Here is a 16,923-nt window from a genome sequence, read left to right as displayed (position 1 = left end):
CGGTGAAACTGATCAACTCACCGCACTCGCTTCCAGTCACATTCAAGCCGCGTCGTCGAAACGTTTCGCCCAGCGCGCGCCGCAACCGAGCAACGCGCCACTGATCAACAGGGTTACGGTGCCCATCGCCATGCCGTCGCCGATCGAACCCTGCTCGAACTGCTGCCAGATAAAGATCGACGCGGTCTGCACGCCGCTCGGTGCGAGCAGCAACGACGTCACCAGCTCACGCGAAGCGACCGCGAACACGATCATCACGGACGATATCAACGCCGGCGCAACCAGCGGCAACACGATTCTCAGCAACACGCGCGTGCTCGTCGCGCCATGCACGCGCGCCGCGGCTTCGAGTCCCGAACCGAGCTGACGCAACGCCGCGCTCGTATAGCGAATCGGATACGGCAACAGCAGGCAGCTATACGACAGCAACAGAATGCCCCACGTGTTGTACGGCGTGACCGGCCAGATCGGCAGATTCCACGCGAGTATCAACCCCACGCCGACGACGATGCCGGGCAACGCATGCGGCAGCAGCGTCAACGCGTCGAGCGCGGCACGGCCCCGCAGGCGCGTTTTCACGACGACCCATGCGCTGAGAAAACCCAATGCACCCGTCACGAAAGCCGTCGCGGCGGCAAGCGCGAGACTCGTGCCGAGCGCGCTCGCGCCGTCGCTGCCTGCGGAAAGCGCCTTGAAGTGCGCGAGCGTGAGGTTGTCGATCGCGAAGCCACCCGACAGCGTGCGCGAGAACGCCGTCGTGACGATGGCGAACAACGGCGCGATCGCGGCGCAGAGTGCAACGAAGCCGAACATCAGAAGCACCGGCCAACGCCAGCGGCCCAATTCGCGCCGTAACGTTGCGGTGGGCTTGCCGGTCTGCGTTTCGAAGTCGCGGCCCGCCAGCAGGCGCCGTTGCAGCACAAAGGCCGCTAATGCGAGCAAGGCAAGCAGCAGCGCGAGCACCGAGGCGCCGGGCAGATCGATCGGCCAATCGGAGAAGCGTTCTTCGATCGACGTCACCATCAAACTAAACCCGGCACGCGAACCCAGCGCGGACGGTACGCCGAATTCCTCGATCGCCATCGTGAAGGTCAGCAGTGCGCTGGCGGCGAGGGCGGGTAGCATCAACGGCAACGTGATGCGCGCGAAACTGCGCCACGGGCCCGCGCCGAACACCCGCGCCACGTCGGCGAGGCGCCCGCCCAACGCGGCCAGCGTGCGCGACACCGAAAAGTAGACGACCGGAAACACGCCGAGCGTCATGGCCGCGACCACGCCGTTGAACGAGAACAGAAAGCGGCCGAGATTCACGCCGCTCAACTGTTCGAGATACCCGTTCGGTTGCAGCAGCAGAATCCAGCCGAACGCCGCGAGGTACGGTGGAATCAGAAACGGCGCGAGAAATAGCAGATCCCACACGCGCGCGCCCGGCAGCCGGAACAAACCACGCACGACGCCAAGCGGCAAACCGAGCGCCACGCTGGCGAGCGCAACGCTCACACCGAAGCGCACCGTATTGCCGAGCAAGGGGAGGGTATCGGCGCGCACCAGCGCCGCGCCGAACGCGCTAAACGGATGCGCGAACGAGCCGCGGGTGAGCAACGGAAAGATCGCCTGCAGCACGACGAAGCCGATCGGCAACGCGATCAGCACGGCGAGCGCGGCGAGCAGCGGCGTCAGCAGCCAGGCCGAACCGCCGCGCGGCGCACCGTTCGGCGGCGCGGCGCGCATCATCACGCGAGCCATTAGTGATCGCCGAACAGCGTATTGAAACGCGCGAGCACTTCGGCACGCGTCTTGGTGTTCGAGCCGTCGTCTTGCGGCAGCAGCTTCAGATCTTTCAACGGCGGACGCGTACCGGCGATATCGTCGCGCGCCGGAATCAGCCACGCGTCGGCGACCAGCTTCTGGCCTTCGTCGGACAACACGTAGTCGATGAACGCGCGCGCTTCGTTCTGCACGTGCGAGGTCTTGAGGATCATCATGGGACGCGGCGCGATCACGGTGCCGCTGCTCGGAAAGATCACCTTGACCGATTCGCCGTTCGAGGCCGCGCCGTAAGCCACGTAGTCGACCGCGCCGAATACCGCTGACTTCGCGCCTTGCAGCACCGGGTTGATAGCCTGCGCATTCGGACCGAGCACGACCATGCCGTTCTTGTGCAGGCTGTCGAACAGCGACCACGCGGATTCACCTAGCCGATCCTGCAAGCCAAGCAGCAGATCGAGCGAGGCACCCGAGAGCGCCGGATTCGGCGTGGTCACCTGATTGCGATAAGCCGGTGCCGCGAGATCGCGCCAGTCGTGAGGTTCCGGCTTGCCGGTGCGCGTATTCCACACGATACCGAGCGCCGAGATGCCTTGCGCGACATACGCGGGGCCTTTGAACATGGGCGACACGTGCGCGGCATTCGGGCTTTGATAGTCGAGCAGCCAGCCGCGTTTTTCCAGATCCTGTGCGGTGTCCCACGAAGCGGAGATCAACACGTCCGCGTGCGGATTGCTCGCCTCGGCTTCGAGACGCGCCATCACCTTGCCGGTGGTGGCCTGAAACAGATCGACCTTGATGCCCGTCTTGCGCTCGAAACCGAGCGCGAGTTTCTTGCTGAGGTTGCCGGGGCCGGCGGTATAGACGGTAATAGAAACAGCTTCGGCCGAGGAGGTGCCCAGCCCGAGGGTCAACGACATGGTGAGAATAACGAAGAAAATTGACTTGAACATTGTAGCGATTCCTTTACCGGTGAAGGACGCTTTCCACGCGCCCGTGTGCGAGCGTGACGATCGTATGGGCGAGGGCTTCGGCTTCCTTGCGCTCGTGCGTTACATAGACCGCCGTCGTGCCGAGTTGCGCGAGCAGCCCGCCGATCTCGTCGCACAGACTCGCTCGCAACGGGCTGTCGAGGTTCGACAGCGGTTCGTCGAACAACAGGATGCGCGGCTCGGCGACGATCGCGCGGGCCAGCGCGATGCGCTGCTGCTGGCCGCCCGATAACGCCGACGGACGCCGCGCGCCGATCCCGTCGAGACCGACGCGCGCGAGCGCCGCGGCAACTCGCTCGCCGCGCTCGCGCAGGCCGACGCCGCGCATTTCCAGCGGAAACGACACGTTGCCGGCCACCGTCATATGCGGCCACAACGCATAGTCCTGAAACACCATGCCGAGGCCGCGCGACTCGGGCGGCACACAGGTCGCCGCATCGGCGACGGTTTCGTCGCCGAACATCACGCGGCCCGCGTCCGGTTTCAGCAGCCCGGCCAGCAGTTTGAGCAAGGTGCTCTTGCCGCAGCCGGACGGTCCGAGCAGCGCGAGCGTGGTGCCCGCCGGCACGTCGAGATCGACGCCGTCGAGTACGGCCTGCGCGCCGAAAGTCTGACGAAGTCCGCGCACGCGGATCGATACGCTCGCGCTTTCCATCCCGCCGTCCTCAGAACGTGTGGCGAATGCCGGCCATCAGGCCGACCTGATTCTTGCCCGCCACGACGTCGGTGGCGAAACCGTTCAGGCCGAGATTCGAGCCGTTGCGGTTCAGCGCATACGCGAGGTTCAGATACAGATCGGTGCGCTTGGACAGGAAGTAATCCGCGTCCACCTGGAACGACCACGGATCGCGCGAGGTGCCATAGAAGTTCTGGTACATCGCCGTGCTCGACAGGTTCAGCGCGGCGCTCGCGTGATAAGTCGCGCCGAGCCAGTAGAGGCTGGTCGCTTCGACCGGGCCGGTGGAGAGCGTGCTCAGGTGGATCGCTTTCGAATTGAGGTAGCGGTAGCCGCCGAACAGATCCGTGGAGGCCAGCGCATAGCGCACGCCGACGCCGATACGCCGGTCCACGTCGCCTTCGTAGCCGCCTGCCTTGGTAGTGTGTGCCGCCGTCGGGCTGGTGCTGCCGCCGTTTTTCTGGTCGTACGCGATCGCTGCGCTGAGCGGGCCGCTCTTGTAGCGCAGGCCGGCTTCGATCACGCGCGCATTGCGCGTGTCGCCGGCCGGTTGCGCGCCGTACGTGACGTTGTCGTAACCGAGGCTGTACTGGACGAGCGCGGTGACCGGGCCGAAATGGTGCTCATAGCGGACCGTGTTGTCGAGCCTGTCGGAGAACGCCGGGTCCTGCATCTTGATCGCGTAGACCGCATTGCCGAGCGGGTTGTAGAGGCTCATCCAGTCGAGGAACAGGCCGCCTTGACGACCCAGCGACAGCGAACCGTAAGTGGTGTCCGACAGGCCTACGTACGCGAGCCGACCGAATTCGCGGCCGCCTTGCAGCAGCGCGCCGCTGTCCACGTTGAAGCCGCTTTCCAGCCGGAAGAAAGTCTTCGAGCCGCCGCCGAGATCTTCCGTGCCGGTCAGGCCCCAACGCGAGCCTGACAGATTGCCTGAGGTCAAACGCGTGACGTCGTGCGTCTGACCCTTGGTGGCCGAAGCATTGTTGAGGAATTCGACACCGGTATCGATAATGCCGTACAACGTGACGGAGGAAGAGGAAGAAGCTTCCGAGGCGGCGAAACTGGTGTTCGACTGACAGACGGAAACGGCCAGACAGCAGCCGACCGCCGCGATGCGGTAGGAGTGGTTCACGGATTGTGTCCTCTTTGGGATTAAGTTTGAGCCGTGAATGTAAGCTGGGCTTAAGTCAAATGAATGACAGCGTAACCTCCGGCATTTTTTCCGGTGTTTCCTGCCGCGAATGACCGATTCGTGTCATCGGCGAGCCGGGTTGTCACGTTATGAAGGGACAGCCGTGCTTGCCGTCGTTGTCGTCGATCTCGATGCCGATGCTCGCCAGTCTGCCCCCCATTCCCCATCGGTTTTTTTCGCGCGCGAAATTCATCACATGTCATTTCCACTTTCAACGATCACGACGATTTCCAAGGCAGGCGTGCGCGCCGCGCTGCTGTGCGGCCTGTTCGCGACCGGCCTCGCGCAGGCCGCGGACAACGTCATCGTGCTCGATTCCGGCGAAGCGAAACTCTCGCTCGTCGACGAAGCCACCCACCAGGTGATCGGCACCGAGCCGACCGGCAAGGAACCGCACCATCTGATGATCACGCCCGACGGCCGCTCGCTGATCGTGGCCGATTCGGTGTCCAACGACCTGATGTTTCTCGACCCGCACACGGGCAAAGTGCAGCGCCGTGTCGAAGATATCGAAGACCCGTATCAACTGGGTTTTTCGCCCGATCACAAGTGGTTCGTCACGGCGGGGCTGCGGCTGGATCGCGTCGACGTGTATCGCTACGACGGTCAGAACGTGTCGCTCGCGAAGCGCGTGCCGCTGTCGAAAACGCCGAGCCACATGACCTTTTCGTCGGATAGCCGCACGGTGTTCGTCACGCTGCAGGACACCGGCGAAGTCGCCGCGATCGATCTCGCGACCCAGACGGTGCTGTGGAAGCTGCATATCGGCAACACGCCGGCCGGTTTGTGGATGACGCCCGGCGATCGCTATCTGTTGATCGGCATGACGGGTGAAGACGACGTGGCCGTGGTCGACTGGCACAAGCAGCAACTCGTGAAGAAGATCCCGACCGGTCGTGGCGCGCATAACTTCCGTAATCTCGACGACGGTCAGCACATCGCGGTGTCGAACCGCGTGGAGAGCACGATCAGCATTCTCGATTACAACACGCTGACGAAAGTCGGCGACATTACCGGTCTGATGCCGGGACCGGACGACATGGAGTTGTCCGCCGATCGCCGCTACCTGTGGGTGACGTTCCGTTTTGCGAAGCACGTGGGCATTATCGATCTCACGACGCGAAAACTTATCGACACGATTGCTGTCGGACGTTCGCCGCATGGCCTGTATTTCGCGAATCGCGCGCCGGTCACCGCGCCGAATCCGGATTAAGGCTGGAGGCTCGAGGCCCATTGAAGCGGCAAGCTTGCGCTTTCATTACAGCACCTGTTTTTCAGAGGTTTTTCGATGATTCACGATATCCTCGCGCTGCTCGACAACGGCATCTCGGCGCTGCAAACGCTGCTGTATGTCGACGTGGTGCAGCCGTTCTTCTTCAAGTTCGGCTTGATGGGCTATGACGAAGACACGTACGACGCGCTCTACTGGGTGATCATCGGCGTGCTCGAAATCGTCGTGACGTATGCCGCGTTGCGGCCGCTCGAAGCGTTGCGGCCGATCGAGACCTGGCAGGATCGCCGCGCGCTGCGCGCCGATGTGATCTACACGTGGATCGCCAAGCTCGGCATTATCAACATCGCGGTCTTTTTCCTGCTCACGCCGCTGTTCAATCACTGGCAGAGCCTGATGGCGATCTACGACGTGCCGAATATCGACGTAGACAGTTTGTGGCCCGGCGTGACCGATCAGCCGGTGGTGTCGTTCCTGATCTACCTGATCTTGCTCGACTTCTTCGGCTACTGGTATCACCGCTGGCAGCACCGTTTCGGCGTGTGGTGGGAATTGCACGCGGTGCATCACAGCCAGCAGCAGATGTCGCTGTGGGCCGACGACCGTAACCACTTTCTCGACGACATCATTCAGGCGGCGTTTTTTGCGGCGATTTCGCTGTTTATCGGCGTGCAGCCGACGCAGTTCGTCGTGCTGGTCGCGGTTGGCAATTTCATGCAGAGCGTGCAGCACGTGAATGCGCGTTTGCCTTATGGATGGCTGCTGGAGCGCGCGATCGTCAGCCCGATTTTTCATCGCCGGCATCATGCGGTGGGCTATGGGCATGAAGGCACGCGTTATGGGTGCAACTTCGGCGTGCTGTTTCCGTGGTGGGACATGATGTTCCGCACCGTGTCGTGGGATCGCACCGTCGAGCCGACCGGCATTCGCGATCAGTTGCCCGTGCCGCACGGTGCGGGCCGCTCGTATGGCGGGGGGGTGATCGCGCAGCAGTGGTATGCGTTCGGTCGTATCGTGCAGCGTTTGCGCGGTCAGCGTAACTATGCCGGCGGGGCGGCTGAATAGGCTCGTAGGCCGCTGATTGATCGACGGCCTGAGTCGCCGAATCCGCGCGGCTCATTCCCGCGCGAGTTCGCCAATACGCCTGATGCCGACTAATCCGGCGGCGACTCCTGCGCTTCGGCCGCCAGATAGCGCCCAGGGGTCGTGCCCATCGCGCGGCGGAACATGTCGATAAACGCGCTCACATTGTCGTAGCCGAGTTCGAGCGCGATCGTCGTGACCGGCATGCCGTCCGCTACCAGTTCGAGCGCACGCAGCAGGCGCGCCTGTTGCCGCCATTGCGCGAACGTCATACCGGTCTCCGCCACGAAACGACGGCTCAGCGTGCGCGGCGCGAGGCCCGCCCACACCGCCCATTCGTCGAGCCGGCGATTGTCGGACAGATCGCCGATCAGCGCGTCCGTGAGACGCACGAGCCTGGCGTCGTCGGGCCGCGGCAAATCCAGTGATTCCTCTTTCGACGCCGCGAGTTCGTCGACGATGACTTCCGCGATGCGCGTTTGCGCGTCGTCGAGTTCGACGCCCGGCCAACTCGCCACGCGCCGCACGGCTTCGCGCAGCAACGGCGTGGTTTTGATCGCACGCGGCTCGCGCGGCAGTTGCGCGCAGCGCTGCTCGGTAATAAACACGCTCCAGCCGGAAAACGGCCCGTAAGAGCGCACCGAGTGCTCGTAATGCGGCGGAATCCAGATGGCGTGAATCGCGGGCACGACCCATTGCTGCCGGTCGAGGCCCACTGAGACGAGCCCGCTCAACGCCCCCATCAGTTGCCCGCGCGCATGACTATGCGAGGAGGTCGAACGCGCCTCGGTTTGCGTCAGCTCGGCCGCGGCGAGGAAAGGGCCGGCGGGCGAGGTGACGAGATCCGGGCGAATCAAAGGTTGGATCATGGCCTGAATACCGTATTGATTGGCCTTTATACCGGAGACCGGCCGCTTTTGCACGCCTACACTGAATTCCATTGTGACCAGCAAGGAGTGCAGTGCGATGCGAGCTGAACAGGTTCTTCCCGATTCGATCAATCAGACCGAGATTGGCGGTACGACGATCCGCAAGGGCACCGTCGCGGCTTTTCTCGCCAATGCGCGTGTGTGGACCGATCCCAACGCAAGCGAAGCGGCGTACGCCGAAGCTGAAGCCGATATGGTCGATGCGCTGCCTGCATTGCAGCTTCTCGGCCTGTTCGACGTGCTCGAGATTCGCGATCACGCGTTGCGCGAGTGGGTTCAGATGCGGCAACGCCAAGCGCTTCAATCCCAGGCTTCAACGCAATCCCAGGCTAACAGCAAGGAGCCGTCATGAAAGCAGCCATTGTCAAAGCGGCGGGCGAGGCGCCCGTCTACGCGGATTTCGCTCGACCCGAAGCGTCGGGTGGATTGCGTGTCGTCGATGTCACGGCGTCCGCGCTCAGTCACGTCACCCGTTCCAGGGCCGCGGGCTCGCATTATTCGTCCGCGGGCGGCTTTCCGTTCGTTGCCGGCGTGGACGGCACCGGCCGACTGGACGACGGACGACGCGTCTATTTCTTCAAACCGCAGGCGCCGTTCGGTGCGATGGCGGAACACAGCCTCGTCGCGGACACGCATTGCATTGCGTTGCCCGATACGCTCGACGACGTCACGGCCGCGGCGATCGCGATTCCAGGCATGTCGTCGTGGGCGGCGCTGGTCGAGCGGGCGGGTTTCGTGGCGGGCGAAACCGTGTTGATCAACGGTGCAACGGGCACCTCTGGACGCTTGGCCGTGCAGGTCGCGAAGCACCTCGGCGCGGTGCGAATCATCGCGACGGGGCGTAACGCGGCTTCGCTGGAAGCGCTCAAGCTCATCGGCGCCGATGACACGATTGCACTCGATCAGGACGAAGCCAACCTGAGCCGCGCGTTCGAAGCGGTGTTTCGCGAGGGCGTGGACGTGGTGCTGGATTATCTGTGGGGCGCGAGCGCGCGGTCGTTGTTGATCGCGGCAGCCAAGGCATCGGTGGACGGTCACGCGGTGCGCGTGGTTCAGATCGGCGCGATTAGCGGCGCGGAGATTGCGTTGCCGGCGGCCGTGCTGCGTTCGGCGGATATCAGGCTGGTGGGCAGCGGGATCGGCAGCGTTCCGTTGGCGCATCTGTTCGGGGCGCTGAAAGCGGTGTTCGATGCCGCTGGGCCTGCCGGTTTGCAGGTGACGACTCAAACGGTGCCGCTGGCGGCGCTGGGCACCCATTGGGGGCATCCGGATAGTGCTTGCCGGACGGTGTTCGTGCCGTAGGAGGAAGGCGTGTAACGCCTCGCTGCAGGTTCGCCGTTGTCATGGCCGAACACGCCTGCACCTGCCGTCCTTGCCTTGTCGGTTTATTTAACTATAATGTGAAATATTAACCGTAGGGTTTATCAAGGGAGGCAATCATGAGCGGATCGTTTGAACGTCCTTCGTTGGGGGCGTCGGTGTACTACAAGGACGCGTTTGCCGCGCTCGACTGGCTGGAAAAGGCTTTCGGCTTCGAGCGGCAGATGGTCATTACGGACAGCGACGGCCAGTTGGCCCATTCGGAAATGCGTTTCGGCGACAGCTACGTGATGATCTGCCGCGAATGGTCGGAAGATGCGGCGAGCCCGGCGTCGATCGGCGGCAAGAATACGCAGTCGGTGCACGTGCAACTACGTGACGGTATCGACGAACACTGCGCTCGCGCGTGCGCCGCGGGCGCGGTGATTACGCGTGAATTGGCCGATCAGTTTTACGGCGATCGTGTGTACGTGGCTCGCGATCCGGAGGGGCATGTCTGGAGCTTTGGGCAGACGGTGCGCGCGGTGTCGCGTGAAGAAGCCGAGCGTGAGAGCGGACTGACAATCGAAGGCTGGGTGTAACGCATGGGACTACCCGCGAGCGTTTCGCTCGACCGGCTCGACCGCACGCTGGCCGCGCTGGCCGATCCGAACCGGCGTCAGGTGGTCGATCTGCTGAGCCGGCGACCCATGCGCGCCGGTGAACTTGCGCAGGCCACCGGCCTTTCGCCACAAGCGATGAGCCGGCACTTGCGGGTGCTGCGTTCGAGTGAACTGATCGAAGAATCGCGCGGCGACAGCGTCGACGCGCGCGTGCGGCTTTATGTATTGCGATCGACGCCAATGAACGAATTGAAAGCGTGGCTCGAGCAGACCGAAGCGTTGTGGTCCGAACAACTTTTGTCGTTCAAGGCACATTTGGAGGCTCAGGAATGAGCTCGCGCGTGCAGGTGTCGTTACGCGTTGCCGCTTCGCCGTTGCGTGCATTCGAAGTGTTTACGCGCGATATCGGCCGATGGTGGCGCCCTAATGGTCTGTTTCAATTCACGCCGCAAGGAGCGGGGGTTTTATCGTTCGAACCGGTTGAGGAAGGTGGCGACGGCCATGGACGCCTGATCGAAACGCAACCGGACGGCAGCGTGTTCGAGGTGGGCCGCGTCACGACGTGGGAGCCGGGCGAGCGGTTGGCATTCGGCTGGCGGCAGGCGAGTTTTTCCGCTGGGCAGCATACGCATGTCGAGGTGCGTTTCGAAGCGATGGGAGACGAGACGCGGGTGACCGTCGAGCATCGTGGCTGGGATACGGTGCCGCAGGAACACGTGGCGCGCCATCATTTTCCCGATCGGGTGTTTCTATTGCGGCATGGGGAGTGGTGGCAGGCTTTGCTGGCAGCGTTGCGCGCGGAAGTGGGGGATGGGGGTCTACCGCCTGCGGCTTAGCAAAGCGGCACCGAGCCACACGATGAGCGCGGAGAGGACGAAACTCAGAGTGAGCAGCAGGCTTGTTATCACGCTTTCGTGGCCTTCTACGCCGACCGTGCAAAACAGATGGAACAGCGGGCCAAGCGCCTGATATCCGCTCTCGCTGTATAGCCACGCGAGCAGGGCGTTGATCGGTGCGATGCCGAGGAAAACGGGTACGGTCAAGGCGATTGCTAATAGGCCGCGCAGTAGGGTTTTCATCGTACGTCTACCGTGCCGAAATATCGGATGTTGGTGCCGGGAATAGCTTTGGCGTCTTGCGCCATCAGATACGCACGCAATTGGTCGAATCTCGCGGGAGACTGTATGGCGATGCATCCTTCGTTGATGCCGAATCGGCCGTCGGGATGGAGGCGGAAATTGCCGCGCCGCACGCCATGCACGAACGTGTTTTGGAGGACCGTAATGTAAGACGAAATCGTAGACGCGCGCAACGGGAGTCAGTCTGAATTCATTCTGAAAATGGTTGGTTATGCGAACTGGCTGCGATGTTGTTTGCCGAGCGTGATTCGCAACGATGCGAACAGCCGACGTCGTCGGTCCAAAGCCACACTATCACCGCGGCTCACCGCGTAGCAATCGCCGCCGCCACGCTCGCCATCACCGTCGCGCTCGCGCGGTTGCTGATTCTGACCGCGCGCCGCGTGGTCAGCAATTTACGCGCGCGCGTAGCGAGCAACGCCCACGCGAAATCCGCCGTCATCAGCACGAACAGCATGGTGAGCGTCAGTTCCAACCACGCGAGCGTGCCGACGCGCGACAGATCGATGATGGTTGGCAGCAGTGCGAGATAGAACATCATGATCTTCGGGTTGCCAAGCGTAACGAGCAGCCCGGCAACGAACATGCGCCACGGCGACTGGCCGCGTGGCAAGTCGTCGCCCGCGACGTTCGCCGGCGCGCGCCACATCTTCCATGCGAGAAATAGCAGGTACGCTACGCCGGCGAACTTCAAAACGACGAACAGCATGCCAAAGCTGCGCGCGAGCACCGCGAGTCCGGCGACCGCGCAGGTGAGCCACAGCGCTTCGCCCAGCCACATGGCGGCGAGAAACGGCAGCACGTCGCGAAAGCCATTGGTCAGCACGCGCGCTACCAGCGCGGCAACGCTGGGGCCTGGGGTGCCGGCCACGACGATCAACGCCACGGCAAAAACCAGCAAAGCCGATACTGTCATCACAATCTCCGAAAAAATCAGCGAGCGCGCCAGCGCCGATTCACGAACCGCCACACCGCACTCACCAGCAACGACCCGACACCAAGCCCCACACCCAGCAACACGATCGAACTCATATGATCGCGCACCAGGGGCACATTGCCGAACAGATAACCGGCCGTCACCAACGACACGATCCACAGCGCCGCGCCCGCGCTGACGAACGACAGGAAACGCGCGAACGTCATGCGCGAAACGCCCGCGACGAACGGCGCAAAGGTCCGCACCACCGCAATGAACGGCGACAGCAGAAACGTCAGTCCGCCACGCGCTTCGTAAAACACATGCGCCTTGCGCAGTGCGTTCTTGTCGAGCCAGCGATAGTCGGCGGTGTAAACCTTTTCGCCGATTGCACGGCCAATCGCATAGTCGACGATGCTGCCGGCGACAGTGGCCGCGAACAGCACGGGAATCACGAGCCAGACGTTCAGCGCACCGGTCGCCGCGAGGCCGCCGCAAATGAAAATCAGCGGATCGCCGGGCAAGAAGAACAGCGGCAGAAAACCGATCTCGACGAATATCACGAGAAACAGCATCGCGTAAACGGCGGTGCCGTATTGCACGATCAGACCGCTCAGGTGCTGGTCGAAGTGCAGGGCGACCTGCAACACATGCATCAGATCCATCTCGGGGCGCGGGGGAATTGGGATGTTCGGGAGTGTAGCCCGGTGGCGGCGCGAGTACCTGTCTATTTCCTTGGAGAGATGTCAATATCGCGCTGTGTCACGCGCAAATAAAACCGGAAACAAACCTGCGAAACCTTTATGCCACAAGCTTCTTCCGTCACTTTCCGTTTTGCCGCGCCGCCCGATGCGAACGCGATCCGCGCCATCGAATTCGAAGCCGGTCAGCGTTTCGCCAGCGTCGGCTTGACGGGCATTGCCGATGCGCCGCCGATGGACATCGAGCGTGTCGAGAACAAGATCGCCGCGCGCGAGATCATCGTCGCCGTCGATGCCAATGCGACGCGCGTTGGTTTCGTTATGTTCGAACCGCAACCCACGCGCATCTATATTCAGGAACTCGATGTGCTGACGTCGCATGCGGGGCGCCGTATCGGCGCGGCGTTGATCGAGCAGGTCGCGCAACACGCATCGGACCGGCAGCTCACGCAACTGATTCTGTCCACCTATCGCGAGGTGCCGTGGAACGCGCCGTACTATCGACGGCTCGGGTTTCGCGATATCGAAACAGCGGACCTCGACGCGCATCTGATCGAACGGCGCGACGCGCATATCGCGCGCGGGCTCGACGAATCGAAACGCGTGTTCATGCGGCGCGATCTGGCTTGAGGTGGGGTGGGTTGCGGCTTGCCGATGTTGACGGCGCGTGAGGCGGTGCGAATGAAGCACGCGGGCGGCAGCGCAAAGAAAAACGCGGCGGATGTGACCGTTATTTCTTTCCGGTCACATCCACCGCGTCGTTTTACGGCTTGCTACAGCGAGCGCGCTGCCACGTAGCAGGCGCTCATTCCACCCGCTTATTCCACCCGCTTATTCCACGGTTTCCAGCGTCGGATAATCCACATACCCGGTTTCACCGCGCGCATAGTACGTCGCCGGATTCGGCTGGTTCAGCGGGGCATTCGTTTCGAAGCGGCGCACCAGATCCGGGTTCGCGATGAACAGTTGACCCCATGCCACCGCGTCTGCTTCACCCGCGTCGAGCACGTGTTGCGCGCTTTCCCTGGTGAATTTTTCGTTGGCGATGTACGGGCCGCCGAAGGCCTGCTTCAGTTGCGGGCCGAGGCGGTCGTCGCCAAGCGCTTCACGGGCCGCGATGAACGCGATCTTGCGCTTGCCGAGTTCGCGAGCCACATAACCGAACGTTGCTGCCGGATCGGAGTCGCCCATGTCGTGCGCGTCGCGACGCGGTGCGAGGTGCATGCCCACGCGATTCGCGCCCCACACTTCGATGCATGCATCGGTGACTTCCAGCAGCAGACGCGCGCGGTTTTCGATCGGACCGCCGTAGGCGTCGGTGCGCTGGTTGGTGCTGTCCTGCAGGAACTGGTCGAGCAGATAGCCGTTCGCGCCGTGCACTTCAACCCCGTCGAAACCGGCCGTCTTCGCGTTCTCGGCGCCTTTGCGGTACGCGTCGACCAGACCGGCGATTTCGTTGAGTTCCAGCGCGCGCGGCGTAACGAACGGACGTTCCGGGCGCACCAGGCTCACATGCCCCTGCGCGGCGATCGCGCTCGGCGCCACGGGCAATTCGCCGTTGAGGAACATCGGATCCGAAATACGGCCGACGTGCCACAGTTGCAGAAAGATCTTGCCACCGGCGTCATGCACGGCCTTCGTGACGAGCTTCCAGCCTTCAACCTGTTCCTGCGACCAGATGCCCGGCGTGTCGGCGTAGCCCACGCCTTGCGGGGTGACCGAGGTGGCTTCGCTGATGATCAGGCCAGCGCTTGCGCGCTCGGCGTAGTAACGCGCCATCAACGCGTTCGGCACGCGGATTTCTTCAGCGCGCTGGCGCGTGAGCGGCGCCATGATGATGCGGTTCGACAGCGTGATATCGCCAATTTGAAGCGGATCGAAAAGAGTCGGCATAAGAGTTCACCTTCGGCGACGAGCTTGTGGCCCGGCCTGAAAAAAGACGTGATGAAAAAGGCGTGCTGACGCGGATGAAACCCTCAAAGCTGCTCGTTCATGTGTTCGAGAAAGGCTTGAATGACGGGCTCATTGCGTTTGAAAAACACCCACTGGCCAACCCGCTTCGACGTGACGAGGCCCGCGCGCTGCAATGCCGCGAGGTGCGCCGACACGGTGGACTGCGACAGACCGCAACGTGCGTCGATCTTGCCGGCGCATACGCCATGGTCGAGCGTCAATTCCTGATCGGCGAAATGCGCATACGGTTCCCGCAGCCAGCCGAGAATCTCCCGGCGTAACGGGTTGGCCAGCGCTTTGTGAATCGCGTCGATGTCGGGCGTCGTTCGGGTCGGTTGCATGGTTGCCAACAACACGCAGGCGTGGAACGCCGGTTGGCGCCCATGCACCTGCATCGCTACAAGACGAATCATATATCGTATTTTGACGATATGCTTGAAGACACTACTGGCTATGTGGGCGATAGGTGATAGGAAACAATTAAGTCTGTCGGGCGACGATAAAGTCTGTCGAGCTCTTACCGTGACCGTAGATTGCCTCGTAACCGGAGAACATCGGATTCTCAGTGCGGGAGCTATTGAATTTTTATGTAAGTAGTTTTTTTGTATTTTATCGGCAGGCTACTGTGCTCTTCAGACACACCCAATAACGCAGTCGTTGACCTCTTTCAGCGCGATGCAGACAAAACGTGGAATCTGGCGGACTCGGTGACGGTGGAGCAAGAGAGGTTCTCGCGTCGCAAGGTGTTGTTCGCACCAAACGAAAGCGTTCCGTGACCTGTCGTAAATGTGTTCCGTAGTAGGGGGCAAAATCTCCTCAAAACCTTACCGAACGGGGCGCGGAACGCTTTTTCTGTGTTGTGTGAATTCAGCAAAGAATCCGAGTTCGCGACCGCCAGTTTTGAGAGCAATCGCAGGAGGAGCACCGCAACGGAACGCTTCTTCTCGGTACAGGCGCGGCGCAGCCTAATGCCGCAGCTTTGCCAGAAAAAATCGGGAGCGACGCGTAGGCTGGAACCTCGACGTTCCTTCCCGAGCTCTGGGCATGTCGCTCTTTCCAGCAAGTCAGGCGGCGCGTTTCCTTGGTAACAGGCTGATGGCTATCGTCCGCACCGACTTCGCCCTTTTCTTGTCGATACGCGCCCACACGCAGCCAGCGCAGCACGCAGCGTCAAGGCTAAGGCAACGGCCACAGCGCCGGAGGCCGCTAAGGCCACGACGCAGAGGCTGATAGCGGCACCCACCTGATGCGCGTCGAGTTGAGCCACGAAGTGGCCACACGCATCAATGAGCGCGGCAATTTCCACGACACGGAAAGTATGCCGACGTACCTGCCGCTCTCCCTGTACCGTTCTTGCTAAAACATCCGTTGGTTGCTGCTTGCGCATCTCGTATCACCTTTCCGCCTACCGGCGTTGAATTGAGGTGCTACGGATTTTTTTGCATATCTTCGCTTTCCCCGATAGGCGCGCACTACGGCGAGGCTTTGCGCGCCCTAGCGAGTGTTAGCGCGCCGCATACGGTCCGCTAGGTTCTTCTTCGTGAAGAATTTTACAGTTCCGTTAGCGTCCCACTTGACGCCCTCGACGTCTGCATAGCCAAGCAACGGGGCCGGACGGTTGGTGTTCTGTGCCAGTTTCACGAGGGAGGCCCAGACCGAGTGAATGTCGCTCGGGTCTGCGGCCGAAGACTTGGCTTTTTCAATGACCGCCCTGAGGGGATTACTGCGTGTCCCGATGGCGTGCTTTGTGATGGACCTTGGTGTTGAGCTGCATGTTTGGCCGTCCTCTTTTACTGGAAGACCGTCCGGTGACAGCAGGGCTACCTCTCGCTCCCTGTTGACCGCGTCCTCCTCGATGCTTCGCAGCCAGGAAGTATCGAAACCTCTCGTCTGACACCAGCGGATGAATTCGAGCAGACGCACCCTGGTAGGTGGATTCTCTTGGCTACGCCAAATACCCAGCACTCGTTTTGCCTCGTGAAACGGGTCTTGGCTATCCGTGATGAAACAATTATCGAGCCCCATTGCGCCTTTTTCGGGAATCTCCACGCATAGCTGGCCGTCAATGATGGGGGCCTGAAGGCCGCAAATGAGCATAGCTGCGGCTTCAGGCGTCCAGGTATCGAACTCCAGATACCGGCTCAAGGTAGTCAGGGCTCTCATCTCACGGCTGAACCCTTCACCGAACAAATGCGCGGGCTCGCGGAGCTCCCAGAGTGTTGCCCGTTCTGCCATTAGCGCCCCCGTGGTGCCGGGCATCGCGTCAGATGGGGACTCGAACCGAACCACTATCTTGAACTGTGCGGCATATCGCAGTAGCTCTTCTGTTGATTTGCACGGAATCCTGACCCGGGATTTGCATTGAATTCTGACCCACCCGTTGGACCAGCTTTGCGGGTTATTCGGTGGGTGTCTGGGT

Annotated in this window: 19 protein-coding genes and 1 pseudogene; 8 read left to right on the top strand and 12 right to left on the bottom strand. The window is 62.0% G+C overall.

All coding sequences use genetic code 11. From position 1 onward, the window contains the following. Positions 1 to 42 precede the first annotated feature (42 nt). Genes BX591_RS20940 through BX591_RS20925 form a run of 4 tightly spaced genes read right to left on the bottom strand, consistent with a single transcriptional unit; the run spans position 43 to position 4,570 of the window. Positions 43 to 1,746 (bottom strand): ABC transporter permease, encoded by a 1,704-nt coding sequence (locus BX591_RS20940; RefSeq protein WP_208459637.1) that lies wholly within the window; start codon positions 1,744 to 1,746, stop codon positions 43 to 45. Further along, positions 1,746 to 2,720, bottom strand: coding sequence for an ABC transporter substrate-binding protein (locus BX591_RS20935; RefSeq protein WP_111933225.1), 975 nt, complete (start codon positions 2,718 to 2,720; stop codon positions 1,746 to 1,748). Before BX591_RS20935 ends, BX591_RS20940 begins: the two co-directional genes overlap by 1 nt. A gap of 13 nt (positions 2,721 to 2,733) precedes the next feature. Next, positions 2,734 to 3,414 carry an ABC transporter ATP-binding protein gene (locus BX591_RS20930; RefSeq protein ID WP_111933224.1) on the bottom strand — a complete coding sequence of 227 codons (681 nt, stop codon included), beginning with the start codon at positions 3,412 to 3,414 and terminating at the stop codon, positions 2,734 to 2,736. A gap of 10 nt (positions 3,415 to 3,424) precedes the next feature. Beyond that, positions 3,425 to 4,570: a porin gene (locus BX591_RS20925; RefSeq protein ID WP_111933223.1), complete on the bottom strand. Its 1,146-nt coding sequence runs from the start codon at positions 4,568 to 4,570 to the stop codon at positions 3,425 to 3,427. Positions 4,571 to 4,826: 256 nt separating this feature from the next. Here BX591_RS20925 and BX591_RS20920 point away from each other — a divergent pair, with 256 nt between their 5' ends. Next, positions 4,827 to 5,843: a YncE family protein gene (locus BX591_RS20920; RefSeq protein WP_111933222.1), complete on the top strand. Its 1,017-nt coding sequence runs from the start codon at positions 4,827 to 4,829 to the stop codon at positions 5,841 to 5,843. A gap of 75 nt (positions 5,844 to 5,918) precedes the next feature. Further along, positions 5,919 to 6,926, top strand: a complete 1,008-nt coding sequence (locus BX591_RS20915) for a sterol desaturase family protein (protein ID WP_111933221.1) — start codon at positions 5,919 to 5,921, stop codon at positions 6,924 to 6,926. A gap of 89 nt (positions 6,927 to 7,015) precedes the next feature. On the opposite strand, the gene BX591_RS20910 is transcribed toward BX591_RS20915, so the two are convergent. Then, positions 7,016 to 7,813: an AraC family transcriptional regulator gene (locus BX591_RS20910; protein ID WP_111933337.1), complete on the bottom strand. Its 798-nt coding sequence runs from the start codon at positions 7,811 to 7,813 to the stop codon at positions 7,016 to 7,018. A gap of 97 nt (positions 7,814 to 7,910) precedes the next feature. On the opposite strand from BX591_RS20910, the gene BX591_RS20905 reads away from it, so the two are divergent. The 5 genes from BX591_RS20905 (at position 7,911) to BX591_RS20885 (ending at position 10,631) form a co-directional block, all read left to right on the top strand. Next, positions 7,911 to 8,225, top strand: a complete 315-nt coding sequence (locus BX591_RS20905; RefSeq protein WP_111933220.1) for a hypothetical protein — start codon at positions 7,911 to 7,913, stop codon at positions 8,223 to 8,225. Further along, entirely contained in the window at positions 8,222 to 9,175 is a 954-nt protein-coding gene (locus BX591_RS20900; protein ID WP_111933219.1) for a quinone oxidoreductase family protein, read from the top strand. Before BX591_RS20905 ends, BX591_RS20900 begins: the two co-directional genes overlap by 4 nt. Positions 9,176 to 9,312: 137 nt before the next feature. Beyond that, complete coding sequence (locus tag BX591_RS20895) at positions 9,313 to 9,774, top strand: VOC family protein (protein ID WP_111933218.1); 462 nt, start codon at positions 9,313 to 9,315, stop codon at positions 9,772 to 9,774. 3 nt (positions 9,775 to 9,777) lie between these two features. Next, on the top strand, positions 9,778 to 10,128 hold the full coding sequence (locus BX591_RS20890; RefSeq protein WP_111933217.1) for an ArsR/SmtB family transcription factor: 351 nt from the start codon (positions 9,778 to 9,780) through the stop codon (positions 10,126 to 10,128). Next, positions 10,125 to 10,631 (top strand): SRPBCC family protein, encoded by a 507-nt coding sequence (locus BX591_RS20885; protein WP_111933216.1) that lies wholly within the window; start codon positions 10,125 to 10,127, stop codon positions 10,629 to 10,631. Before BX591_RS20890 ends, BX591_RS20885 begins: the two co-directional genes overlap by 4 nt. On the opposite strand, the gene BX591_RS20880 is transcribed toward BX591_RS20885, so the two are convergent. The 4 genes from BX591_RS20880 to BX591_RS20865 all read right to left on the bottom strand — a co-directional run bounded on the left by BX591_RS20880 (position 10,614) and on the right by BX591_RS20865 (position 12,515). Further along, a complete protein-coding gene (locus tag BX591_RS20880) occupies positions 10,614 to 10,874 on the bottom strand; it encodes a hypothetical protein (RefSeq protein ID WP_111933215.1) in 261 nt (86 codons plus the stop codon). The genes BX591_RS20885 and BX591_RS20880 overlap by 18 nt on opposite strands. Continuing rightward, positions 10,871 to 11,056 (bottom strand): tlde1 domain-containing protein, encoded by a 186-nt coding sequence (locus tag BX591_RS20875; protein ID WP_276330775.1) that lies wholly within the window; start codon positions 11,054 to 11,056, stop codon positions 10,871 to 10,873. Before BX591_RS20875 ends, BX591_RS20880 begins: the two co-directional genes overlap by 4 nt. Positions 11,057 to 11,238: 182 nt before the next feature. Next, entirely contained in the window at positions 11,239 to 11,850 is a 612-nt protein-coding gene (locus BX591_RS20870) for a LysE family translocator (protein WP_111933336.1), read from the bottom strand. 17 nt (positions 11,851 to 11,867) lie between these two features. Next, positions 11,868 to 12,515 carry a VTT domain-containing protein gene (locus BX591_RS20865; protein WP_111933213.1) on the bottom strand — a complete coding sequence of 216 codons (648 nt, stop codon included), beginning with the start codon at positions 12,513 to 12,515 and terminating at the stop codon, positions 11,868 to 11,870. A 138-nt stretch (positions 12,516 to 12,653) separates the two neighbouring features. On the opposite strand from BX591_RS20865, the gene BX591_RS20860 reads away from it, so the two are divergent. Beyond that, positions 12,654 to 13,181 (top strand): GNAT family N-acetyltransferase, encoded by a 528-nt coding sequence (locus BX591_RS20860; RefSeq protein ID WP_111933212.1) that lies wholly within the window; start codon positions 12,654 to 12,656, stop codon positions 13,179 to 13,181. Between the two features lie 201 nt (positions 13,182 to 13,382). On the opposite strand, the gene BX591_RS20855 is transcribed toward BX591_RS20860, so the two are convergent. The 3 genes and pseudogenes from BX591_RS20855 to BX591_RS20845 all read right to left on the bottom strand — a co-directional run. Next, the gene (locus tag BX591_RS20855; RefSeq protein WP_111933211.1) at positions 13,383 to 14,444 is read right to left on the bottom strand and encodes an alkene reductase; all 1,062 of its coding nucleotides are present in this window, start codon (positions 14,442 to 14,444) and stop codon (positions 13,383 to 13,385) included. 83 nt (positions 14,445 to 14,527) lie between these two features. Then, positions 14,528 to 14,845 (bottom strand): ArsR/SmtB family transcription factor, encoded by a 318-nt coding sequence (locus tag BX591_RS20850; protein ID WP_111933335.1) that lies wholly within the window; start codon positions 14,843 to 14,845, stop codon positions 14,528 to 14,530. Between the two features lie 1,153 nt (positions 14,846 to 15,998). Further along, a pseudogene (locus tag BX591_RS20845) lies at positions 15,999 to 16,923 on the bottom strand (hypothetical protein); the annotation flags it as partial.

The organism is Paraburkholderia bryophila (genome assembly GCF_003269035.1).
GTDB lineage: Bacteria > Pseudomonadota > Gammaproteobacteria > Burkholderiales > Burkholderiaceae > Paraburkholderia > Paraburkholderia bryophila.
The sequence above is the reverse complement of the archived record's forward strand: the minus strand, read 5'-3'. Positions and strand labels throughout refer to the sequence as shown.